General features: G+C 42.8%; 19 protein-coding genes and 3 tRNA genes. 13 read left to right on the forward strand and 9 right to left on the reverse strand.

Annotated features, from left to right (window positions below; genetic code table 11):
* Positions 1-115: 115 nt before the first annotated feature.
* A tRNA-Leu gene (locus M8998_RS00690) sits at positions 116-200 on the reverse strand.
* 8 nt (positions 201-208) lie between these two features.
* Positions 209-281, reverse strand: a tRNA-Gly gene (locus M8998_RS00695).
* Between the two features lie 208 nt (positions 282-489).
* Between M8998_RS00695 and M8998_RS00700 the strand changes: the two genes are divergently transcribed.
* The 4 genes from M8998_RS00700 (at position 490) to trxA (ending at position 8166) form a co-directional block, all read left to right on the forward strand.
* On the forward strand, positions 490-2682 hold the full coding sequence (locus M8998_RS00700; protein WP_249990059.1) for a glucoamylase family protein: 2193 nt from the start codon (positions 490-492) through the stop codon (positions 2680-2682).
* A gap of 114 nt (positions 2683-2796) precedes the next feature.
* Positions 2797-3240: an OmpA family protein gene (locus M8998_RS00705; protein WP_249990060.1), complete on the forward strand. Its 444-nt coding sequence runs from the start codon at positions 2797-2799 to the stop codon at positions 3238-3240.
* 88 nt (positions 3241-3328) lie between these two features.
* The gene (gene dnaE, locus M8998_RS00710) at positions 3329-7753 is read left to right on the forward strand and encodes a DNA polymerase III subunit alpha (protein WP_249990061.1); all 4425 of its coding nucleotides are present in this window, start codon (positions 3329-3331) and stop codon (positions 7751-7753) included.
* Positions 7754-7848: 95 nt separating this feature from the next.
* Positions 7849-8166, forward strand: coding sequence for a thioredoxin (gene trxA, locus M8998_RS00715; protein ID WP_066750467.1), 318 nt, complete (start codon positions 7849-7851; stop codon positions 8164-8166).
* Positions 8167-8858: 692 nt separating this feature from the next.
* Here the strand turns inward: trxA and M8998_RS00720 are convergent.
* On the reverse strand, positions 8859-9224 hold the full coding sequence (locus M8998_RS00720) for a hypothetical protein (protein ID WP_249990062.1): 366 nt from the start codon (positions 9222-9224) through the stop codon (positions 8859-8861).
* Between the two features lie 523 nt (positions 9225-9747).
* Between M8998_RS00720 and M8998_RS00725 the strand changes: the two genes are divergently transcribed.
* Together M8998_RS00725 and M8998_RS00730 are read left to right on the forward strand one after the other, a co-directional pair.
* Positions 9748-9885 carry a hypothetical protein gene (locus M8998_RS00725; RefSeq protein WP_249990063.1) on the forward strand — a complete coding sequence of 46 codons (138 nt, stop codon included), beginning with the start codon at positions 9748-9750 and terminating at the stop codon, positions 9883-9885.
* Between the two features lie 13 nt (positions 9886-9898).
* Complete coding sequence (locus tag M8998_RS00730) at positions 9899-10390, forward strand: hypothetical protein (RefSeq protein ID WP_249990064.1); 492 nt, start codon at positions 9899-9901, stop codon at positions 10388-10390.
* A 459-nt stretch (positions 10391-10849) separates the two neighbouring features.
* On the opposite strand, the gene M8998_RS00735 is transcribed toward M8998_RS00730, so the two are convergent.
* Both M8998_RS00735 and M8998_RS00740 read right to left on the reverse strand, forming a co-directional pair.
* Positions 10850-10923: transfer RNA gene (locus tag M8998_RS00735), tRNA-Ala, on the reverse strand.
* 74 nt (positions 10924-10997) lie between these two features.
* Positions 10998-12776: an ABC transporter ATP-binding protein gene (locus tag M8998_RS00740; RefSeq protein WP_249992414.1), complete on the reverse strand. Its 1779-nt coding sequence runs from the start codon at positions 12774-12776 to the stop codon at positions 10998-11000.
* A gap of 153 nt (positions 12777-12929) precedes the next feature.
* On the opposite strand from M8998_RS00740, the gene M8998_RS00745 reads away from it, so the two are divergent.
* The 7 genes from M8998_RS00745 (at position 12930) to M8998_RS00775 (ending at position 18491) form a co-directional block, all read left to right on the forward strand.
* Positions 12930-14003 carry a Glu/Leu/Phe/Val family dehydrogenase gene (locus tag M8998_RS00745; RefSeq protein ID WP_249990065.1) on the forward strand — a complete coding sequence of 358 codons (1074 nt, stop codon included), beginning with the start codon at positions 12930-12932 and terminating at the stop codon, positions 14001-14003.
* 73 nt (positions 14004-14076) lie between these two features.
* Positions 14077-15027 carry a transcription antitermination factor NusB gene (gene nusB / locus M8998_RS00750; RefSeq protein WP_249990066.1) on the forward strand — a complete coding sequence of 317 codons (951 nt, stop codon included), beginning with the start codon at positions 14077-14079 and terminating at the stop codon, positions 15025-15027.
* A gap of 22 nt (positions 15028-15049) precedes the next feature.
* Complete coding sequence (locus M8998_RS00755; protein WP_249990067.1) at positions 15050-15496, forward strand: DUF1573 domain-containing protein; 447 nt, start codon at positions 15050-15052, stop codon at positions 15494-15496.
* Positions 15497-15533: 37 nt separating this feature from the next.
* Positions 15534-15863, forward strand: a complete 330-nt coding sequence (yajC, locus tag M8998_RS00760) for a preprotein translocase subunit YajC (RefSeq protein WP_249990068.1) — start codon at positions 15534-15536, stop codon at positions 15861-15863.
* 163 nt (positions 15864-16026) lie between these two features.
* Positions 16027-16923, forward strand: coding sequence for a hypothetical protein (locus M8998_RS00765; RefSeq protein ID WP_249990069.1), 897 nt, complete (start codon positions 16027-16029; stop codon positions 16921-16923).
* A gap of 4 nt (positions 16924-16927) precedes the next feature.
* Complete coding sequence (gene coaE, locus M8998_RS00770; RefSeq protein WP_249990070.1) at positions 16928-17521, forward strand: dephospho-CoA kinase; 594 nt, start codon at positions 16928-16930, stop codon at positions 17519-17521.
* Positions 17511-18491 carry an MBL fold metallo-hydrolase gene (locus M8998_RS00775; protein ID WP_249990071.1) on the forward strand — a complete coding sequence of 327 codons (981 nt, stop codon included), beginning with the start codon at positions 17511-17513 and terminating at the stop codon, positions 18489-18491. The genes coaE and M8998_RS00775 overlap by 11 nt, the downstream gene beginning before the upstream one ends.
* A gap of 9 nt (positions 18492-18500) precedes the next feature.
* Here the strand turns inward: M8998_RS00775 and M8998_RS00780 are convergent, their stop codons facing one another.
* The 4 genes from M8998_RS00780 to M8998_RS00795 all read right to left on the reverse strand — a co-directional run bounded on the left by M8998_RS00780 (position 18501) and on the right by M8998_RS00795 (position 22707).
* Entirely contained in the window at positions 18501-19679 is a 1179-nt protein-coding gene (locus tag M8998_RS00780; RefSeq protein WP_249990072.1) for a cysteine desulfurase family protein, read from the reverse strand.
* A 54-nt stretch (positions 19680-19733) separates the two neighbouring features.
* Entirely contained in the window at positions 19734-19880 is a 147-nt protein-coding gene (locus M8998_RS00785) for a hypothetical protein (RefSeq protein ID WP_249990073.1), read from the reverse strand.
* A gap of 47 nt (positions 19881-19927) precedes the next feature.
* A complete protein-coding gene (locus M8998_RS00790; RefSeq protein WP_249990074.1) occupies positions 19928-21103 on the reverse strand; it encodes an MFS transporter in 1176 nt (391 codons plus the stop codon).
* A 107-nt stretch (positions 21104-21210) separates the two neighbouring features.
* Positions 21211-22707: an aminotransferase-like domain-containing protein gene (locus M8998_RS00795; protein ID WP_249990075.1), complete on the reverse strand. Its 1497-nt coding sequence runs from the start codon at positions 22705-22707 to the stop codon at positions 21211-21213.
* Positions 22708-22739 lie beyond the last annotated feature (32 nt).

Genomic DNA, 22739 nt, shown 5'->3' on the forward strand with positions numbered 1-22739 from the left:
TTCATTTTCAACTTAAATTTATACTCCCAGTAAATCAAACTGTTAAAAGTTCCGATAAGCAGTAATTCTAGTAAACGACAAAACCCTTTATATCTTGTTGATATAAAGGGTTTTGTACCTAGGGCGGGAATCGAACCCGCACTCCCTTAACGGGAACAGGATTTTAAGTCCTGCGTGTCTACCAGTTTCACCACCTAGGCAAGTAGAGAGCGAAAGACGAGATTCGAACTCGCGACCCCGACCTTGGCAAGGTCGTGCTCTACCAACTGAGCTACTTTCGCTTTTGGTGCTGCAAATATAGACAGAAAAACTATATCGAGAAATTATTTGTGCGTCTACACGTGCTTTAATACACTAAAAGCCTAGTAATGCGCCAATTATTTTTGAGGCCGCGGTCGTAGATCTTTCGCGATGGTGTTTTCTTATGGCCTTATATACTGGTTTGATTTTTGCTCGGTAGGTCAAAGATCGATCTACTTGAATTAAAATATGAAAATTATATATCTACTTATTGGCATAAGCCTTTTGATCAGCATTAATGCACAAGCAGATACCTACCCGGAGGTTGTATTTGATAACAGTCTTATCAAAGGGGTTTATGCCAAAAGTGAAATTCGTTGTACAGGAGGCAGTTGGATAGAGAATGTGGGTAAACATCTTCCGGTTTCCGATAGTATATTTTTTACGCCAGGCAATTCTCTATCGTTGCGCTATGACAATGCCGCGGGTGGAAATTGGGAAGCAGCTATCAAATATAGCCGCCAAAAATACCATTATCGGATCACTAATAAGGATATTTTAGTGCTGAAGTTGTATGTACATTCGGACAAAACGACTAGCAAACAATTACCGACCCTGTCTATTCGGCAGAAGAACGGAGATAGTGATCGGATAAACCTGGCAAACTTTATAGAGGAATATAATGTGAATACTTGGTTGGATGTGCGTATTCCTATTTCTAAAATTCGGGGTGTAGATGTCGAAAGTGCCATCAAAGCTGTTGTCTTGCATCAGCAGGGCACGGGTTCGCATCATATTTACCTCGATCAGGTGGAGTTTCTTCCTACGAATTATTCCAAAGCACGGCTTACCTCGCCCGCTGTACTTTCTAAGGTAACGCCCTATGATAGAAATATTCATTTACAGTGGCAATTGCCCTTAACCCCGAGTATTCGCTACGTAAAAATTTATCGCTCGGAAGATAAGAAAACATTCGAACCTGTTTCCATTCGCCCGATTAGTATGCAAGGAGGGTTGGATTACGTGCCGGCATTAGACAAAACCTATTACTATAAGATTGCCTGGGTAGATTATGATTACAAAGAATCTCCGTATTCCGCCATTCAGGAAGTGAAACCCGTTAGATTAGCCGATCAACAAGTTTTTGATATCATTCAGCGTTCGCATATCAATTATTTCGTAGACAATTTTGATATTAATAGTGGTATGCACACACCTTTCCGTCAGCAAGGAAAGACTGTGGTGTCTACTAATGAAACGGGCTTAGCTTTATTGGCCTTATTGGTAGGCGTGGAAAGGGGATATGTTTCCAAAAATACATTTACGCATCGCGTGAAGCGGGTGGTAGACTTTTTAGAATCTGTCCCGGAGAAACATGGTGTGTTTGCGTCGTTTTACGATGGTAGAAAGAAAGAGCCTATTTACATGGATGCACGGCCTAATTATAGCGTGACTGCTACAACTACGATGTTGCAGTCCTTGCTTGTTGTACGGCAGTTTTTGGACGGAGATACCGAAGATGAGAAATACATCCGTGGAAAAATTAATAAGCTTTGGGATAATATCAATTGGCCAGCGTTGGTGATGGCCGATACAGAAGATGTATTAGTAGCTGATGTAGGGGTGCTTGAGGAGCTGACAGAGATAAAGCCTTTAGGCGGATTCAATGAAAGTATGAATACCTATATATTAGCAGCCGCCTCCACTAAAAACGGGATATCTTCCAGCGGATTCCTCCATAACCTTAACTACGATTACAATACGCAAAACACCATCCTGACAGATAGTCTCGACGATTTGGAGCCAGAGGATTTGGTGCAGAATCAGCGCCAACTGAATCAAACATTGGAGTCTGATATGCATGATTTGGATAAAGCATTGCAGCGACAAAATATGTTGCGCGATACGGTACTGTATGGGGTGCGAGTTCCATTTGGTGAGCTTACTAACCGTAATTTGCTGTCTATGTATACCCCATTTTTGACAATTGATCCCAAGCTCGCTAATACAGCGGATTTTGCCTTTGCAGATGTGCTTAAGCGGTATACTAATTATGTGAAAAGGAGAGATAACGAATCGGGTCGCGGTACACGTAATGTTGCGGTATGGGGTTATCAGTCAGAAACGGATCGTAATGCCAGCTCTCATATCAACCCTGCCATCAGCGTATCTTCAGTAATGGTAGATTATGATAAAGGGTTACAAGCTTTGCTAACGTTGTATAGAGAATATGGCGATATTCTCCTCACGGAATATGGATTCCGTTCGTGGATAGATCTTAAAAATTACGATGTATCCGACGAATACCTTTCTATCAACCAGGCTTCAGTAGCGATTATGATAGAGAATGCCCGCACTGGATTGATCTGGAAATTATACAGAGAAGTACCTGAAATCAAAGCGGTGCAAGAAAAGATATTTGTCCAAAGCAGTTTAAATTAGATTTGCTATATTTACCAAACGAATAAAACGGCACCAGACATGATAAAAAGGATCAATCTTCTCGCGATTTGTATAATTTCAACCCTATCTTTCTATTCTTGTAAATCCAAGAATATGCTGGTAAACCCAGGAGCGGTGATATCTAAAGATGGTACGGATGACGGTCTTAATAACGTAAAAGGCGAATTTAAAGATGCTTCACGTACTAATGAAGGGATAAAATTTACACTTTCGTCTGATCTATTGTTTCCTACAAACTCGTCTTACCTAACGAATGCAGCAAAGGCAGAGTTGGATAAGTTGTCTGATTTGTTAAATGCAGATCGCAATAAAAAAATCCGAGTAGATGGTCATACCGATTCTACCGGCGAAGCAACTTATAATCAATGGCTATCAGAGAAGCGTGCTACTTCGGTGAAAGCGTATTTGGAATCTGCAGGCGTGTACGGCTCTCGTATTAGTACGAAAGGTCATGGACAAACAGCTCCGGTAGCGGATAATAAAACGCCAGACGGCCGTCAGAAAAATAGAAGAGTAGAGGTGGTGATCCTCGACTAAAAGGTTGCTTGCCAATCTATACAAAATTTGAGAGCAGCATATACCAAGTGCTGCTTTCGTCGTTATAAATAAATCAGGATCAGAGTTCATGTATATTATATTCGATACCGAAACTACAGGATTACCTAAGCGCTGGGATGCGCCAATTACCGATACGGATAATTGGCCCAGGTGTATTCAGATTGCCTGGCAACTGCATGATGAAATGGGGAATCTCGTGGAGCATCAGGACTTTTTAATCCGTCCGGATGGCTTCAATATTCCTTATGACGCCGAGAAGATCCATGGTATCTCGACCGAACTGGCTACCGAAGAAGGTATCCCGTTAATAGATGCCTTGCAGAAATTTAATGAAGCGTTGGGTAAAGCCAAATTTGTAGTCGGCCAGAACGTGGGTTTTGATATCAATATCATGGGCTGTGAGTTTTATCGCTTCGGCGTCGATTCTCCGATGGCTACGATGCCTTTACTCGACACGTGTACAGAGGTTACCGCCAACTTATTGAAAATACCCGGCGGAAGAGGCGGTCGTTTCAAACTGCCGAATCTAACGGAGTTGCACCAATACCTTTTCGGAGTTCCATTCGCGGAAGCGCATAATGCCACCGCCGACGTAGAAGCAACTACACGCTGTTTCTTTGAGTTGGTGCGCCAGGAAGTATTTACACCCGAGGATTTACAAACAGATACCGGGTATTTTGTAGATTTCAAAACCCAGAATCCGCAAACGATCCCGACTGTCGGTCTACAGCACGTTAACCTCAAAGCCGCTTCGCAGGCGCTGCGCGCCGAGCAGTCGGACGGTGCCGACCAGATTGTGGTCGATAAAAACCTGCTAGCAGAGCTGGAGGATGCATCTTTCGTACATCTGCACAACCATTCACAGTTCTCCATCCTGCAATCCACCAGTTCGGTCGATGGATTAGTAGATGCTGCGATCAAAAACGGACATCAGGCAGTCGCTATTACCGATCATGGCAACATGATGGGCGCATTTAAGTTTGTGAGCAAGATCTTCGATCACAACAAATCTCTGGAGACCAAAAGGCAAGAAGCGGAAGATAGCGGCGTACCTTTCGAAGGACAAGCCCTGAAACCAATCGTAGGTTGCGAATTTTATGTTTGCGAAGATCGCAAAGATAAAACCCGGAAGGACAACGGCTATCAAGTCGTATTTCTGGCAAAGAATAAACAAGGTTACCACAACTTAGCGAAAATGTCTTCTGTCGCCTATACAGAAGGATTTTATTATGTTCCCCGAATCGATAAAGCGACGGTAGAAAAATACAAAGAGCACCTGATTGTGTTGTCGGGTAACCTATACGGGGAGATTCCTTCCAAGGTCTTGAATATGGGTGAAAGCCAGGCCGAGGAAGCGTTAATTTGGTGGAAAGAGCAGTTCGGATCAGATCTGTATTTGGAAATTATGCGTCATGGACAGGAGGATGAGTCGCGTGTAAACGAAACTTTGATCCAGTTTGCCGATAAGCACAATGTAAAATTGTTGGCCACAAATAACACCTATTACGTTAATAAAGCAGATGCGCATGCCCACGATATCTTGTTGTGTGTAAAAGATGGCGAAAAGCTATCCACACCGAAAGGTCGCGGACGTGGATACCGATTTGGCTTTCCAAATCAAGAGTACTATTTCAAATCCGATGCGGAGATGAAAAAAGCATTTGCCGATTTGCCGCAGGCTATTATCCACATTCAGGAAGTGATTGATAAGATTGAGGGATATTCCCTTAATCGCGATGTACTGCTTCCAAAGTTTATCATTCCAGAACAATTCCAATCGCCGGAAGACCTAACAGATGGTGGAAAGCGTGGTGAAAATGCCTTCTTGCGCCATCTCACTTACGTAGGCGCTGAAAAGAGATACCCTGACCTCACCCCCGAAATTCGGGAACGTCTGGATTTTGAATTGGCCACGATCGAAAATACCGGATATCCGGGATATTTCCTGATTGTACAAGATTTCATTGCAGAAGCCCGCAAGATGGGCGTATCGGTAGGGCCGGGAAGGGGTTCGGCAGCAGGGTCGGCCGTGGCATACTGTCTGGGGATCACCAACATCGACCCTATTGCCTACGACTTACTTTTCGAACGTTTTCTAAATCCTGACCGGGTTTCCATGCCCGATATCGATATTGACTTTGACGATGAGGGCCGCGGCCGCGTTATGCAATATGTAATCGATAAATATGGTGCATCGCAAGTAGCACAAATCATTACCTACGGTACAATGGCGGCTAAATCTTCCATCAAAGATACCGCTCGCGTGCTTGACTTGCCGTTATCAGATGCCAACGAAATAGCCAAACTTATACCCAATCTCAAGCTGAGTAAGATCTTTCATCTGGAAGAAAAAGCATTGAAAGAGGCGCTGCGTGGCGATGAACTGGAAGCCGTAAAGCGATTAAAAGATATCGCAGATGGAGCTGGACTGGAAGCAGAAACGATCAAGCAAGCGCGTGTACTGGAAGGCTCCATGCGTAATACCGGAATTCACGCCTGTGGTGTCATCATCACGCCCGACGATATCACCAACTTTGTGCCAGTATCGGTAGCGAAAGACTCAGACCTGTACGTCACCCAATTTGATAACTCGGTAGTAGAAAGTGCCGGATTATTAAAAATGGACTTTTTAGGCCTGAAGACGCTGACGTTAATAAAAGATACGGTAGTCAATGTGCGGCTGCGCCACAATATTGAACTCGATCCCGATCTTTTTCCGATCGATGATACGCTGACGTATGAATTATTTCAACGTGGAGAAACCGTTGGGGTATTTCAATACGAATCTCCCGGCATGCAAAAGTACATGAAGGAGCTGAAGCCAACCGTTTTCGCCGATTTGATTGCGATGAATGCCCTGTATCGTCCAGGTCCGATGGAGTATATTCCATCTTTCGTAAAGCGTAAACACGGCATAGAACCGATTACCTACGATTTGGACGCCTGCGAAGAATATTTGCAGGAAACCTATGGCATCACCGTTTACCAAGAGCAGGTGATGTTGCTTTCGCAAAAGCTGGCTGGTTTTTCTAAAGGTGATGCCGACGTGTTGCGTAAAGCGATGGGTAAAAAGCAAAAAGCCGTATTGGACAAGATGAAGCCCAAATTTGTGGGTCAGGCGGCAGAGAAAGGACACAATCCTAAGACGCTAGAAAAGATCTGGACAGACTGGGAAGCCTTTGCGAGTTATGCCTTCAATAAATCGCACTCTACCTGTTACGCCTGGATAGCGTATCAGACCGCTTATTTGAAAGCGCATTATCCGGCAGAATATATGGCTGCAGTACTTTCTAATAATATGAACGACATTAAGCAGGTCACCTTCTTTATGGAAGAGTGCCGTCGTATGGGCTTGGTCGTTCTTGGTCCGGATGTCAATGAGTCGCATTACAAATTCACGGTAAACGACGAAGGAGCCATCCGTTTTGGGATGGGTGCTGTTAAGGGAGTCGGAGCCGGTGCGGTAGATACGATTGTGCAAAACAGAGACAAGGGCTTGTATAAATCGGTTTTTGATATGGCCAAGCGCATTGATTTGCGTGCTGCTAATAAGAAAGCTTTTGAAAGTTTGACCTATGCGGGCGGATTTGATAGCTTCACCGATACGCATCGCGCACAATATTTCAATAATGATGGCGATCAAGCTACCGGTTTAGAGAAAGCGATACGTTTTGGTCAGCGATTTAAGGAAAATGAAAGCTCTGCACAAGGAAGTTTGTTTGGCGGAGGTGGTGCAGCCGAGCTTCCTGAACCCATATTAGCACCTTGTGCGCAATGGGGATTGGTTGAAAAACTGAAATACGAAAAAGATGTGATTGGTATTTACCTGACCAACCATCCGCTAGATAGCTACAAATTTGAGATTACGCACTTTTGTGCCAACAAGGTGTCGGATCTTCAGCTAATCAATCAGGCCAAGGCGCTGGAAGTAGATGAGGAAGTAACACAACAATTTGCCAAGATCAAAAATCGCGAAATAGTTATCGGTGGTATCGTAGCAGCAGCCTCCCATCGGGTTTCTCAGAAAAACGGTAAGCCATTCGGATCCTTTGTGATTGAAGATTACTCCGATTCTTATGAGATTATGGCTTTTGGCGAAGATTATGTGAAGTTCAAAGGGTATCTACAAGAGGGCTATTTTATTCAGGTACGAGGTATCGTGCAGGAGCGGTTCAAGCAGGTCGGTAATTGGGGTTTTGAACTTAGGAGTATTCAATTGCTGTCGGATTTGCGGGATAAGATGGCGAAGTCATTTACTATTCAAGTACCGTTACAATCGCTTAACGACGAATTCGTGCAAAATCTGGAAGAGTTGATTGCGCTCACGGTAGTGGAAGATCAGCAAGCCAACTGTCAGCTCAAATTCAAAATTTTGGATATGCAAGACGAGCTTGCGATCGAGATGCCGGCGAAGAAAATAAAGATCAACCTGACCAACGAATTCCTGGAGGGGTTGGAGCAGTTAGAATATGTGAAATACAAGCTGAATTGATCCGGACGGTACAGATTAATTACATTTTTTGGACATTGCACTAACAAATGATTAGTTATATTTGTTAGTAGAGATAAATTAATAGGAATAAAATTATGGCATTAGAAATTACAGATAGCAACTTCGACGAAGTGGTGTTGAAATCGGATAAACCAGTTTTAATAGATTTCTGGGCAGAGTGGTGTGGTCCTTGTCGCATGGTAGGTCCAGTGGTGGATGAGATCGCTAAAGACTATGATGGTAGAGCGGTCATCGGTAAAGTAAACGTAGATAACAACCCAGATATCTCTGTACGCTACGGTATCCGTAACATCCCTGCATTATTGTTTTTCAAAAATGGAGAGATCGTAGACAAACAAGTCGGTGCAGTACCTAAATCGGTATTAACGGAGAAACTAGACAAGCAATTGTAAAAGTAACTGATCCTTGATTAAGAGGATTTAATCAACACATATAAAGGGCGAGACCGGCTGGTTTCGCCCTTTATATTTTGATTGATATCCATAGATGGCGGCGTTACCTCGTACTTTCGTCATCGCGATGAGGCGCGACTAGTTGGAGTAGGGTCTGTATGTTTCCATTATTACGTCATCGCGATGAGGTACGAAGAGGCGATCTATTTATAGCTGAGTTTAGGAAGTTAATAACGGTTATAACGTTGAGACGCCAGATTGCCGCACCTTCGTACCTCAGGTTCGCAATGACGGCTAAAATGTCATCGCAATGAGGACACAACTAGTTGGAATAGGTGTGCAAGCATCCATTATTACGTCATCGCGATGAGGCACGAAGAAGCGATCTATTATCAAAACGATACAAAACAAAAAATGCCGTAGCTTGGGAGACTACGACATTTGTATTGAGAAGAGATAATGTACTTAGAAGTGTTTATTTATATTTATTTAGATTAAATATAAACAACAGTACAAATGTACTAGCTGCCTACCACATATGCAAGTGCATATTCGGAAATAATGCTTCAAATTCGGAAATTTCTAATAATGGAATGGTGGAGCTATCCTCAGTTAAGGTCTAATAGCGTTTTCGATGCCGCCGGTCGTGCAAGGGTAGGCGGATTTCGCTAATGCTAATCACTTGCTAGCGCTTATGTTGGGATCGAACCTCTCAGGGATGGCATGATATGGAGCGCATCTGGCAGAAAAATAATCCCGAGACTCAATAATGTATACGCCATTAACCAAAGATTACTATTCGTGGGGATAGATGGTCGGATAAACTGACGTATGACGATGATAACGTTGACTATCAGGAAAAGTAAGATAACCAAAAAGCCGAGTTCGTAGAAAACCGATGTCAGCACTTCAACCACGTGGTTGTTGATGATATTGTGTTGCACTAGAAAAGATACGATTAGAAAAATACTGATAACAGGGTGCGCGTACATACAAATTTGTATGAAATTAGACCAGTCGCTATTTACCGCGTGCTGTTTTCTCAGATTTTTATTCATAATTGCTTTGGCCGTTGTGCTTTAATAGTAAATCACAACATAAAGATAATTAGATACATGGATTAATAAAAGCAGAGAAAGGAACTAGCATTAAACGCTTTCAATGTGTGAGCATATATCAGTCGTGATGGGACAATCTTTTTACGAGATTTTACTGCTTTTAAAGCATAGATTTAACATCACTCCTGGTAAATCCAAAATCACCGAAACAATGCTAATCGGTAAATGGAGATTATGTCAATTTGCGCAGATGGGGAACATCAGTATAAGAATAGGATTTTGTAACGCATTATTACATCCAAAAAGGTGCGATCATAGACACATTGAGGATGAGTTTATCTAAGGGAACTATTCTTTGGTTGGCAATGAACTCACGTTTATCGATCATGTCTATACGGCTTAATATGTAAGAAGGTTTTGTTGAAAAAGCGCCTGTTATTAAGGTAGTTACTGTTAAACTATTTGTAGATATGCTTGTCTATTAAAAGGTAGTTGTTATATTTGTAACGTAAACAAAAGAGATATGAAAAGTGAAGTTCTTGTAATCCAAAAGCCATCAACAAAACTTATAGATTTTGTTAAGGGACTGGCCGAAGCTAAAGAGCAACGAAAGAAATTACTCTTAAAGAAAACTTCAGGTTTTACCTATATTATTAAATAATAGCTCCGATTGTTTGATGCACCTACAAACTGATGTACAGGTTTACACAGGATATAGGGAGTATCGTATAAGTTTTACAGACATTGCAACTAAACTGATTGATCAAGGTTTAGAAATAGGTGGTGTTTCGGTATATGACGTTACCCTCATTTCCCTAGATGAGTATGATGTTACAAATAGTTATTCAGATTTAAGGAAAATTTTCGCTGTCATCCATAATTTTATGGAAGCTAATAATGTGATATTATATTGTTATTGTGACACAAAAGGAAATGTTTTTAAGAGTAAGACTCATCAACATATGTCACATCAAGAGTTTAGGTGCAATCTATTTCAAGTAATTTTCGAAAAATTCAATGTTGCGAAGCTTTATGATTTTAAGACCGTAATATTGATCGATGCTGAACAAATAAGTCACTACATAGCGTTAATCAGTGAATCAACAAAACACGATCAAGCTAGAGATGTTTTAACGCAAAGCCTAGAAGGTATACAAATCAAGTAGAATCATTATAATAATACTTTACCCCTATTAGATAAAACCTAGTAGGGGGGTTATCACACGGTAAATTTACCCTTTATAAGCTAATTTAACACGAATTGTATCGATTTAACAACACTCTGTGTAAGGATCTATAATAATTGATTCTAGAGCTTTTTAGAGAGTAAATAAATGGAAGCTTTTGATAATGGTGGTAAAAGGAATTCATAAGTTCTTTTAAGGTGGTAGCCTTACCTGTTTCTCCACTAAATAGCGCACGTGGCCCACTTGAAAAAGTGTGGCAGAAGTGTGGCGAGAACAGTAAAAATGAAGTAAAAAACAGTAGGAATTATAAAATGTATCGTGGGAGAATAGGGGTGGGATATGTATCTTTAAACCGTTGTAACACACAGAAATAAAGGGGTTTAAGTGTAGACTTAAACCCCTTTAATATTGTAACTAAATAAATAAAAGTTACGTATGTGGAGAATATCGGATTCGAACCGATCACCTCTTCACTGCCAGCGAAGCGCTCTAGCCAAATGAGCTAATCCCCCGTTGTATTGATTTGCATGCAAATATACTATTTCACGAATAATATCAAAGCAAATTCTGTACAAAAATCATCCCTTTATTCGGCACTTTCCAACAGCTGCATTTCATAGAGGTTGGCGTACTCTCCCTGCTGGTTTAAAAGTTCCTCGTGCGTGCCGCGCTCTACGATTTCACCATTATTCATCACCAGAATGAGATCTGCATTTTTTATTGTGGAGATACGATGCGCGATAAAGATGGTCGTTTTGCCTTCCATGATGCGCGATAGATTAGTAAGGATCTCTTCCTCAGTTTTCGTATCCACCGCAGACAAGCAATCGTCAAAAATCAAGATTTGAGGATCTTTCACCAAGGCACGAGCAATCGAAAGTCGTTGTTTCTGTCCGCCCGACAAGGTAACGCCGCGCTCACCGATATAGGTTTCAAAACCTTCTTCAAACCGCACGATATTGTCATAAACAGCCGCATCACGTGCTGCCTGCTGTATTTGCTCGTCATCCTGTGTATCCAGACCAAATGCGATATTTCGGGCAATGGTGTCCGAGAAAAGAAATACCTGTTGAGGTACAAAGCCGATTTGATTACGCAAACTGGTTGTTTGCAAATCGCGAATATCATGCCCATCATAGAGAATACGACCTTCATCGGTATCAAACATCCGGAGTAGCATATTCGCCAGTGTGGTTTTGCCCGATCCGGTACGTCCTATCAGCGCGACAGTAGTTCCCGGCTCAATATCCACGTTTATATTTCTTAAGGCTTGTATGCCTGTAGTTTCGTACGTATAAGTTAGATTTTCCATTCTAATCCGTCCTTTCAGTTCTTCGTCGATAGCACCATTCGGAATATCGGATTTCGTTTGCAGGAATTCGTTAATGCGTTTTTGTGATGCAGCGGCTCGTTGTATCAAAGAGGTAACCCAAGCCAACGACATGGCAGGAAACGTCAATTGATTAACATAGATGATAAACTCCGCAATGTTACCTGCAGTAATATTGCCCTTACTTAGCTCCAAACCACCCACATATACTGTAATGATGGTACTCAAGCCGATTAAAAGAATGATCAGCGGAAAGAAGTAAGCTTGTACACGTACCAAATCTAGCATTCGGTCTTTATAAGCGTTACTTTCCGAGGCAAACATATCCAACTTTTGCTTTTCCTTGTTGTAGGTCTTTACGACGCGAATGCCAGAAAATGTTTCCTGTACAAAAGAAGAGAGTTGGGAGAGCTTTGCCTGAATGCGCGTACTCCGACGGTTGATTACTTTATTTACGAATAGGATTACGGCAGCCAAAATCGGTATAGGCAATAGGGAATAGGTGGCCAGCGTGGCGTTGACACTATACATGGCATAGATGATCATGATAGACAATACGATGGTGTTGATCGCATACATGATTGCAGGACCCAGATAATTTCGGACTTGATTCACGTCTTCCGTCACCCGGTTCATCAAATCACCGGTGTTATTTCTGCGGTAAAAGCTAAAGTCAAGTGCCTGATAATGGGCATAGATTTCATTTTTAATATCATACTCAATACGCCTAGACGTCAAAATCAATGTCTGACGCATCAGAAACAAAAATATTCCTCTTAGAAACGATAAAGCCAATACTACAATACCAAAAAACAATAAACTAGTGCCAAATACACTGTAGATAAGGCTTTGTCGCTCAAATCCATCGTACAAACGGTAGAGATCAATGTTTTCCTGCACGAGGTCAAAAGCTTCCCTAATCACTTTCGCAGGCAATATGCCAAAATAGTTAGAGATGATGACAAATAGGATTCCCGGTATTACGTGCCACCGATATTTATAGAAGTATTTATTGAGGTAAGAAAGCTCTTTCATGTACTGCAAAAGTACGGAAATATCCGCGATCTGATTTCCTAAATTTAAGCGGAAATGAACAGGTATTGGTAGGGTAGTATTTGATGTAATAAAATTCTGCACGTGAAATATTATTTCTAATTTTGCGGAGGATAATTCTTTTATATAAGCACCATGAGTCAGCAGCTAGGCCATTCTTTGTTTGATTTGATGAAAGTATCAGATCACCAAAATTTATTTTTCTGTCAGGATCCAGAAGTCGGATTGCAGGCTATTGTAGCCATTCACGATACGACCTTGGGCCCGGCCATTGGCGGGGTGCGGATGTTGCCTTACGAGTCTTTTGATGATGCCATAGAAGATGCGTTGCGTTTGTCAAAGGCTATCACCTACAAAGCTTCTCTTGCGGGATTGAATCTGGGTGGTGGTAGTGCTATTATTTTGGGAAACCATCGTACACAAAAATCTGAATTGCTTATGCGCCGCTTTGGCCGTTTTGTAGAAGGATTGAACGGTAATTTTATTGCTTCTACTGACGTAGGTACTTCTCAAATCGACTTGGAGCACATTCATGCCGAGACCGATTATGTAGCCGGACTTCCAGCTTCGCTGAATGGGGCAGGTGATACCACGGTGTTTGCTGCTAAAGGCGTCTTTTATGGTATTAAGGCAGCTATCAAAGAATTATACGGAGATGATAACTTAGCCGGCCGCAAGATTGCTGTAGAAGGAGTTGGTAGTGTAGGCGAGCATTTAGTAGCCTTATTGCGCGGTGAAAATGCTCGTGTATATGTAACCGATATGACGGAAGAGCGTAAGATGAAAATCGCTGCTAAATATAAAGCAGAGCCGCTTACGTACGCGACCAGCTTCGAGCATGATATTGATGTATATGCTCCCTGTGCTCTGGGCGGAACGGTCAATCCAGATTCTGTGCCACGCATGCGCTGCAAAGTGATCGCTGGTTCGGCGAATAATCAGCTAAAAGAAGAAGAACGTACCATTCAATTGCTCAAGGAGCACAACATATTGTATGCGCCAGACTTTTTGATTAACTCCGGAGCACTTATCAGCTGCTATTCCGAATTGGAAGGATACGGAGCGGAACGCACGGAATACCTTATTCGCCACATCTACACCGCGACAAGGCATGTAGTGCAAAAAGCGAATGAAGACAATGTATCTACGTATGAAGCGGCCAAACAATTGGCAGAAAAGCGTATCTTTGACCTTCGTAAATTAAAATAAGCAGATAGAATGCTTATTTCTTACTAATAAATACATATTATTCGTTCTTACATACACACCCGTTCTTTAAAAAATGCTAAACAGAAGACATCTCCGCGTAAAAGTTATGCAGGCGCTTTATGCGTATTCCCTCACCGAGGATAAGAGTATCAAAGATTTCGAAAATGCTTTGTTCAGAAGCATAGAAGAGGTAGACCATATGTATATATGGACCTTAAATTTGCTGGATGAAGTGGCTGAATATGTAGTCATCGACTCCGAAGAGCGCGCTAAGAAATGGTTGCCATCCGATAAGGATAAATTCCTGTCATCCACTAAGTTAAATAACAATGCCTTTATAGAAAGTTTACGTCAAAATAGGGTATATGTGGAGAAGGTTAAGAAATACAAGGTGGATTGGAGCTTCGATCCCGAAATCGTTCGTTCGGTGTATGCACAACTAAAAGCTTCTGAGACGTACACTGCCTATTTGCAAGACGAAGATCGATCCATCGCAAAGGAAAAGGACATTATTAAGTATGTATTCAAGAAGATTATTCTGAAAACTCCGAATATCGAGCAATCACTGGAAGCTCGTTTCATCGATTGGTCGGTAGACAAAGAAGTATTGCAGGCAATGATCGCAAAAACGTTCAAAAATTTCTCCAGCGATAATCCGGCGCAAAATAAGCTGGCTGATCTTACTCCAAGTTGGGCCGAAGATCAGGAATACGTGCAGGAGTTACTGTCTAAAGCAATACGCTACCAAAAAGAATATGCTGTATTGGTGGGTGATAAAACAAAAAATTGGGAATCGGACCGTATCGCATTGATGGATAGCTTGCTCATGCAGATGGCAATCACCGAGTTATTGCATTTTCCAACCATACCCGTGAAAGTGACGATGAACGAATACATTGAGATATCGAAAGATTACAGTACCGCGAAAAGTAGTACCTTTATAAATGGTATCCTCGATAAGATTTTGTCTGACCTAAAACAGCAAGGCCGGATACGTAAAGAAGGTAGAGGATTACAGGGTTAATTATTCAGAAAAATATAAAGCCATGAAGCATATAAAAAACATATCTGCGGTGATGAGTTTACTGCTGTTATTTGCTTGTAACAATGCAAATAAAACGTCTGATAGTACTTCTGAAGGTGCCGTTAGTGCAACTGAAGAGGGAACAAAAGCTAGCACAGGTGATGGGGAGATTTCATTTGTTGATGATGTCTTCGATTTTGGCCAGATAGGAGATGGTGAAGTTGTAGAGCACACCTTCAAATTCAAAAATACCGGCACAGAGCCTGTGATCGTATCACGCGTGTCTACTTCTTGTGGTTGTACCACACCGGAGTATACAGCAACTCCGGTCGCCCCAAACCAGGAAGGCGAAGTCAAAGTACGTTTCGATAGTCATGGACAATCTGGAAAGCAGCAAAAAATCGTTACAGTGGTATCCAATGCCAAAAACAATATTCAAACGGTTCAGCTCAAGGGAGAGGTAAGCTAATCGCATCCATTTATCTATAAATCTAATACTTAATATAATGCTATCAACAATTTTATTACAAGCTCAAGGCGGTGGACTAAGCATGTTCCTTCCTATGATTTTGATTTTCGTGGTTTTCTATTTTTTCATGATCAGACCACAGATGAAGAAACAAAAAGACCATAAAAAATATATTCAGGAATTAGGAGTGAATGCTAAAATTGTCACAACAGCGGGTATTCACGGCCGCATTGTAGAAGTAGGTGAGACCTCTTTCTTGGTCGATGTAGGTTCTGGTGTCAAAATTCGTTTTGATAAATCAGCCGTTTCATTGGATGCTTCTAAGGCATTGAATGTAGAGAAAGTAGAAAAGAAAGAACAAGCATAAGCAGCTCCGTTTCTTAAAAGGTATATGGAAAGCCGTTCTTCGAATAGAAGAATGGCTTTCGTGCTATTCAAAAGTCATGGTTATTTAATTGGTTAATGCTACATTTGTAGGTATGCTAGGACGCAGATTTTCTAAAATTCAAAAGCGCAAAATCACCGTGTTTATGCGCTGCCTGGCAGTATCATTTGTTGCATGGTCCTTATTTGCCATTTCCAGTACCTACGATTTCCTGCAAATGTCTCGGGTGAGTTACGTTAATCTTCCAGAAGAGAAAGCATTCCACCCCTTACAATCTGATATGGTAAAAGTTCGATTGCAAATGAGTGGATGGGATGTGTTACTGAAAACATTCAAGCCAGACACTACTCGGCTTGAAGTAGACTTGGGTGGGCTAAAAACACGAAACTTCATCGCATTTAGTAATCAGATTGGCTTCATCAACAAGCAATTTCCCGTGAATAAGCAGGCCATTTCGGTCACGCCAGACACCTTATATTTCGACTTTTCCAAGCAAACGCAGAAGCGTGTTCCGGTGAAACCGGTATACGGCATCACGTATCGCAAGCAGTACGGAATTGTAGGTGAAATACGAACCAATCCTGCATTCGTAACCATTACTGGGCCGGCAGAAGATGTAGATGAAATCGCTTTCATTGAAACAGACAGTATCAAAGGAGAATTGGTTGATAATGATGTGCGTACGGTTAGCTATCTCAATAGAAACAACAAGGCCAATATTGCCATCTATCCTACCTTTGCAGAGATTTTGATTCCGATTGGCGAGATGACAGAGAAAGTTATTGAGCTACCCATACGGGTTCAAAATGCGGAATCTTACACGTCCGTGCGCACCATTCCGGGCAAGGTGAAAGTCACCCTTTCTATCTCGCTTTTGGATTATAGTAAATGGACTCCGCGGGATTTTGAAGCGGTAGTAGATATGGACGACTGGGCACACGGTCGTGCTACCAGCTTGCCCGTTCAATTAACAAAGGTGCCACCGTACTGCCAGGTATTGCGCATAGAGCCGCAGAATATTGACTTTTTTGTACGATTATAGAATTATGGGACTTAAAGTAGGAATTACCGGAGGTATTGGTGCCGGGAAGAGTATTGTTTGTCAAATTTTTAAGGTACTCGGCATTCCTGTCTATGATGCAGATCGAGAAGCCAAGAATATTATGGTAGACGATGCGACTGTCGTCGAATCGCTCAAGCAAGCTTTTGGAAAGCAGGTTTATCAATCTTCTGGTGAGCTAGATCGGGCATACCTTTCCGAAGTGGTGTTTAACGATAAGGATAAGCTTGCGCTGCTCAATAGCATTGTACACCCAGCTGTGATTCGAGCTGGCGCACTTTGGGCCGACGCTCAGCGAGGCCCCTATTCTTTGAAAGAAGCCGCGCTATTATTTGAAAGCGGTTCGTACAAAAACCTGGATTTCACTATTATGGTGACGGCAGATGAAGCTATTCGTATTCAGCGTGTAATGGAGCGGGACAAGGTAACAGAGCAACAGGCACGCGCGCGCATGGAAAAACAATGGCCAGATCGTGATAAAATGCCGCTGGCAGACGCCATCATCCTGAACGATGGTGTTGAATCGCTGATTTCACAAGTAATGGCACTACATGAGCGTTTGATAAACTATGAAAAGTAAAACGATTCTATCTGATTTTTTGGTTAAAAAGGGAGATGCCTATTATTGCCGTTACGGTGATTTTTATATCGACCCACTATATCCTGTAAAGACCGCGATCGTATCTCATGCCCATGGCGATCATGCCAGCCCAGGTCATCTGGATACGTACGCCACTCCCTTCACGGTAGCGTTTATGCAACAGCGATTTCCAAAATATACCAAAGAAGCATACACTGCGGTACCATTCAATACAAGCTGGACTATAAACGGCATAAAGATCACGCTATTGGCCGCTGGCCATATCCTTGGTTCAGCTCAGATCCTGATGGAGTATCAAGGCGTACGATACCTATATACCGGAGATTACAAATTGCAGGATGATCCTACTTGCGAGCCGATACAGTTTGTACAGGCCGATGTACTCATTACAGAAACCACTTTTGCAGACCCTACGGTACAGCACCCAGATCCTGCGCAGGAAATACAACAGCTGAACGAGATAAATAGCAATATCCTGTTGGGGTGCTACACACTTGGTAAGGCGCAGCGCATCACCCATTTGCTCAATACCTACTGTCCCGACAAAGTGGTGCTGTTGCATCATCGTATGTTAATGGCACACCGTCTGTACGATCAGTATAGTCCGGCATCCCTAAATTACAAGGTTTATGGGCGTAAAGACATGAAGGAAGGGATTGCTAATAAGGTCTATTTGGTGCCGCCGTTAACGTTTAATAGTTACTTTCGGGCAACAAATGTGGCGCGTGTTTTTGCCTCAGGTTGGGCCAAGTTACAACAGCATAATGACCTCTCGTTATATATCTCTGACCATGTGGATTGGGCTGATCTTTTACATTATATAAATGGAGTAAATCCTTTGGAAATATGGACGATACACGGCGATGGATCGAAGTTGAAAAGTCATTTAGCGAATCAGATCAGCGTGCGCGATATCCAATCCACAGCGTTAATTCCGGTAGGGCTATAATTCACTCTTTTAGTCGAGCAAACCTTTTTCAAACAGCACCCATACAGGCGATTGCTCTCGGAGTTTTTCAACAGCATAGGCTATCTGCTTTACCACATCATCAATATCTTTCTGAGAGGTATATTTGCTTAGCGATAAGCGTATGGTACAACGTGCCAAATCTTCTGATAAACCCATAGCTAGTAGTACGTGCGAAGGTTCTCTGCTGCCGACCACACAGGCGGAGCCGGTAGAGAAAGCCACATCAGGCAGGCGATTCATTAGCTCCGCAGCAAGTACGTGCCTGATGGTCAGACTAGAGGTGTTCCCTATACGTGGTGAATGAAGGCCATTTATCGCTGCGTGTGGTATTACTGCCATAAGCGATGTCTCCATATAATCACGTAGTGCAGCTATCTTTTTCCAGTCTTGCTTTTGCACTTCGTGCATAGCTGCGCCAAACCCTACTATAGCAGGTACATTGTAGGTGCCTCCTCGCTGAGCGCCTTCCTGATTGCCGCCAACGATCAATGGCGCAACTTGTATCGGCTTGCTTTTGCGGCGTATATATAAAGCCCCAATGCCTTTGGGCCCGTGGAATTTATGGGCGCTAAGGCACAGTAAATCAATCGGAGTTTGCGCTAAATTTAATGCACCATGCTTGCCAATATATTGGGTGGCGTCGCAGAAAAACAAGACTCCACGTTGTTGGCATATGCGCGCGATTTCTGCTATGGGCTGTACTACACCAGTCTCATTATTTGCAGCCATTATACTCACCAAGATGGTTTCCTTCGTAATCTCTTGCGCCAATTGCGTCAGATCAATCTGTCCATTGGGTAATACAGACAGGTAAGTCACTTTACTACCTTCTTTTTCTATTTGTGCACAAGTTTCCAACACGGCTTTATGCTCTGTCTTACAGGTGATCACGTGACTTCCTATACTGCGATAACGTGCCACGATGCCCTTGATAGCCATGTTTATCGCCTCTGTGGCACCACTGGTAAAGATGAGCTCATCTGGATTTTGAATGGAAAGGGCGTTGCAAATGATTTTCCGCGCTTGTTGAATGGCCTCCTGCGCGGTTCTACCTAATCGATGTTGTACACTGGACGCATTGCCATATGCTTCTGCAAAATAAGGTAGCATAGCGGCAAGCACATCCTCGTCTACACGAGTCGTCGCATTATTATCCAGGTATATCATACCGTAAAAATAGGGTTTCTCTAGGAAGAAACCAGTTTTAGACAGCGTGCAAACCTAGTCTTTAGATTGAACCAGCACATAATAGCGAAACGCTAGTACAGCCTGCTGAAATTTCGTCAGTCCAGCAGGATCTAATTTGCTGTAACTGGGAAGTATGGCATTATTCAATCTGTTTAATAAACCGAAAAACTGCTTTTTCATGCGCTATGGTGTTTGTTTAGGATAACACCATAGCGCATGAAAATGTTTTAAGCGTCCGCGGTCTCTGGCAGACTAGTCTTATTGCTCAACAATTTGTAATAGAAGGCAATCAACGCGCCAATAGTAGCCATTCCAATACCGACTAATAACGGAGAATTAAAGGCCAATCCGAAGGTAATTGGAATACCGCCCAAATATGCCCCCAAGGTATTCCCCATATTAAATGCCGCTTGTCCGCCGGCTGCTGCCAAGGTTTCCGCACCACGTGCTGAGTTGATCAGCGTGATCTGTAGCGGAGATCCGATCGTAAACGAGATCATTCCGGTTAGGAAAGCCAAAAAGTAAGCCAAATGTTCAATGTGGATGGTGAAATACACCAGGAGTAAACACACCGCCATCGAGGAGAAACAGACAATAGAAGCACGCACTGATCCTATGCTGTCCGAAAGGCGCCCACCCAGAAAATTACCAACCACCATACCCAAGCCCACCAATGCCATGATGTAACTCACATGTGATTCAGGTAATTGTGCTACTTTAGTCATCAACGGTGAAATATAAGACATCCAAGCAAATAGACCTCCTGTACCAATAGAGATCATCGCGATTAGAATCCAGGCCTCTTTGGTGGTGAAGTATTTAAGCTGCTTGTACATGTTTTGCGCTTGATAATTAGCGACTTTAGGGAGCCAAAAAAACACTGTAGCAATCGTAGCAAGTCCGCAAAGGCTAATGATGCCATACGTCCAGCGCCAAGAGTAATGGTGGCCGATATAGGTGCCCAGTGGCACACCAAATAAATTGGCCAGCGTCATGCCGGTAAACATGATGGAGATTGCCTGAGCTTCTTTGCCTTTGGTGGCCAACTGTGTAGCGACTACCGAGCCAACACCGAAAAAGGCGCCATGTGGCAAGCCTGATAAAAAGCGCGTAATCATCAATGAATTATAATCCGGCATCACCGCAAACAAGCTATTGAATAACACAAAAAGAAGCATCAAAAACAAGAGGACGTTCTTCGGTTGGTATTTGCTGGTAAACAATACTAGCGTAGGCGCTCCAACGACTACTCCTAATGCGTAGATAGCGATAAGGTGCGCTGCGCTGGGGATACTAATATTCTGATCCAAGGCGATATCCTGTAGGATGCCCATAATGGTAAATTCTGTCATTCCGATCGCAAATGATCCGAAAGCCAGTGATATCAAACTTTTTTTAAGCATGTTGTAAAATCCTATATAGTATGATTTCAGGGTATGAAGGGGATAATTATCAGCCCTAAATTCGGAAGCAAATGTAAAGGTATTTGTCTGCTAATGCAATACGGATTTTACGTCCGATCCATTTCGTGTAAGGCAGATTGCATTCTGTCAATACAAGCACTCATTTCTCCTTCGTCCATTCGTCCAAATCCGATGCGCATGCCCGCCATATCTTTATGTTGGTACAATAGATTTCTTGGAATATGCAAGCCCAACTTTTCACAATGGGTCGCTAGTTGAGATAGATTGATGGTTCGGTTCCAGATGGTCCACACAGCGAGGCCACCGCGGGGCGATTCGAATTGTACGTGCTGTGGAAAATTGTTCTGAAGTAAATTTACCAGATGCGCGCGTCTTTGCTCATACATTTTCAATGATTTCTTGGCGTATCGATTGATTTCGCCTTCAGCGATCATTTCACCCAATGCCAGCTCCATCGTAATGTCGCCTTGCCGATCAATGATGCCCAAGTATTTGCGCATCTCCATGATAATGTCGTCGGGCGCTACCGTAAACCCGGTGCGGAAACCAGGGGCAAGGGTTTTTCCAAATGAACCAAGATAGATTACCATGCCATCGGTATCGGCACTAGCCATGGGCAAAATAGGTTGTTGGTCGTACCGAAATTCGTAATCATAATCATCTTCCACGATGGCAAAACCAAACTCGCGAGCTAATGCTAATAACTCTACTCTGCGTTGTGCACTTAAAGTGACCGTTGTAGGATAATGATGGTGAGAAGTTACATACACCATACGAATCTGCTTTTTGCGGCACAACGCTCGAATGCTATCCGTATCTAAGCCATTGTCATCAACAGGAACGGTTTGCATGCTGGCTCCCGATTCCTGCAAAATCATATTTGTCGCAAAGTAGCTCAATGATCCCACCACGACGATGTCGCCGGGAGAAAGCATTACTTTGGATATAATGTACAAGCTCATTTCGGTGCTTCGGGTAACCAGAATATTTTGCTCGGTGATGCGCAATCCGCGGGACTGATGAAGGTACGTGCACAATTGCTCCTTGAAATACTCGCTCCCTTCACTAGTATATCTTTCGAGCTTCTTCCTATTGCTTTTCCGTTTCAGATTCGCTGAATAGAAGGTAGACAGCTGATTGATTTGCGTGAGCCGAATGTCTGGAACACCATCATCCATCGTAAAATCACTAATGGTGTTTGTCCAGGGATTATCTAGGATGTTGGACTTTTTGAATGTAAATCCAACCCGCGATGGATAGTGTTGTTTTGGAGACGCTATCTGTTCTGGCTGTAGCCGAGCAGGGTCTGCCAATTGACTGCTCAGAACAAAAACGCCTCGATTTGGATAAGTCTGTACCCAGCCCTGTGATTCCAGCTCCTGAAAAGCAGCCACTACTGTTTGCCGATGCACCTTTAATAGCACGCTCAGGCTACGTGATCCAGGAAGCTTACTGCCTTCACGAAGAAGGCCACGCTGGATCGCATTAGCGAGCTGCTCTACGATTTGCAGGTAGAGATCTTTTGTAGCAGATCTGTCAATGGACAGGGTAGTGAGGATTGAAATATTAGCCGGACTAGTCATTATTTAAAAAGTGGCGTGGTATTGCAGTCCGG

The sequence above is a fragment of the Sphingobacterium sp. lm-10 genome (genome assembly GCF_023554555.1).
GTDB lineage: Bacteria > Bacteroidota > Bacteroidia > Sphingobacteriales > Sphingobacteriaceae > Sphingobacterium.

Excerpts from the sequence above, each read along its gene's own strand:
- yajC (WP_249990068.1), top strand. The coding sequence starts at position 15,534 with ATGCTATCAACAATTTTATTACAAGCTCAAGGCGGTGGACTAAGCATG.
- M8998_RS00705 (WP_249990060.1), top strand. The coding sequence starts at position 2,797 with ATGCTGGTAAACCCAGGAGCGGTGATATCTAAAGATGGTACGGATGAC.
- M8998_RS00765 (WP_249990069.1), top strand. The coding sequence starts at position 16,027 with ATGCGCTGCCTGGCAGTATCATTTGTTGCATGGTCCTTATTTGCCATT.
- M8998_RS00755 (WP_249990067.1), top strand. The coding sequence starts at position 15,050 with ATGAAGCATATAAAAAACATATCTGCGGTGATGAGTTTACTGCTGTTA.
- M8998_RS00795 (WP_249990075.1), bottom strand. The coding sequence starts at position 22,707 with ATGACTAGTCCGGCTAATATTTCAATCCTCACTACCCTGTCCATTGAC.
- M8998_RS00700 (WP_249990059.1), top strand. The coding sequence starts at position 490 with ATGAAAATTATATATCTACTTATTGGCATAAGCCTTTTGATCAGCATT.
- M8998_RS00775 (WP_249990071.1), top strand. The coding sequence starts at position 17,511 with ATGAAAAGTAAAACGATTCTATCTGATTTTTTGGTTAAAAAGGGAGAT.
- coaE (WP_249990070.1), top strand. The coding sequence starts at position 16,928 with ATGGGACTTAAAGTAGGAATTACCGGAGGTATTGGTGCCGGGAAGAGT.
- M8998_RS00720 (WP_249990062.1), bottom strand. The coding sequence starts at position 9,224 with ATGAATAAAAATCTGAGAAAACAGCACGCGGTAAATAGCGACTGGTCT.
- M8998_RS00745 (WP_249990065.1), top strand. The coding sequence starts at position 12,930 with ATGAGTCAGCAGCTAGGCCATTCTTTGTTTGATTTGATGAAAGTATCA.
- dnaE (WP_249990061.1), top strand. The coding sequence starts at position 3,329 with ATGTATATTATATTCGATACCGAAACTACAGGATTACCTAAGCGCTGG.
- M8998_RS00740 (WP_249992414.1), bottom strand. The coding sequence starts at position 12,776 with ATGAAAGAGCTTTCTTACCTCAATAAATACTTCTATAAATATCGGTGG.
- M8998_RS00790 (WP_249990074.1), bottom strand. The coding sequence starts at position 21,103 with ATGCTTAAAAAAAGTTTGATATCACTGGCTTTCGGATCATTTGCGATC.
- trxA (WP_066750467.1), top strand. The coding sequence starts at position 7,849 with ATGGCATTAGAAATTACAGATAGCAACTTCGACGAAGTGGTGTTGAAA.
- M8998_RS00725 (WP_249990063.1), top strand. The coding sequence starts at position 9,748 with ATGAAAAGTGAAGTTCTTGTAATCCAAAAGCCATCAACAAAACTTATA.
- M8998_RS00780 (WP_249990072.1), bottom strand. The coding sequence starts at position 19,679 with ATGATATACCTGGATAATAATGCGACGACTCGTGTAGACGAGGATGTG.
- M8998_RS00785 (WP_249990073.1), bottom strand. The coding sequence starts at position 19,880 with ATGAAAAAGCAGTTTTTCGGTTTATTAAACAGATTGAATAATGCCATA.
- nusB (WP_249990066.1), top strand. The coding sequence starts at position 14,077 with ATGCTAAACAGAAGACATCTCCGCGTAAAAGTTATGCAGGCGCTTTAT.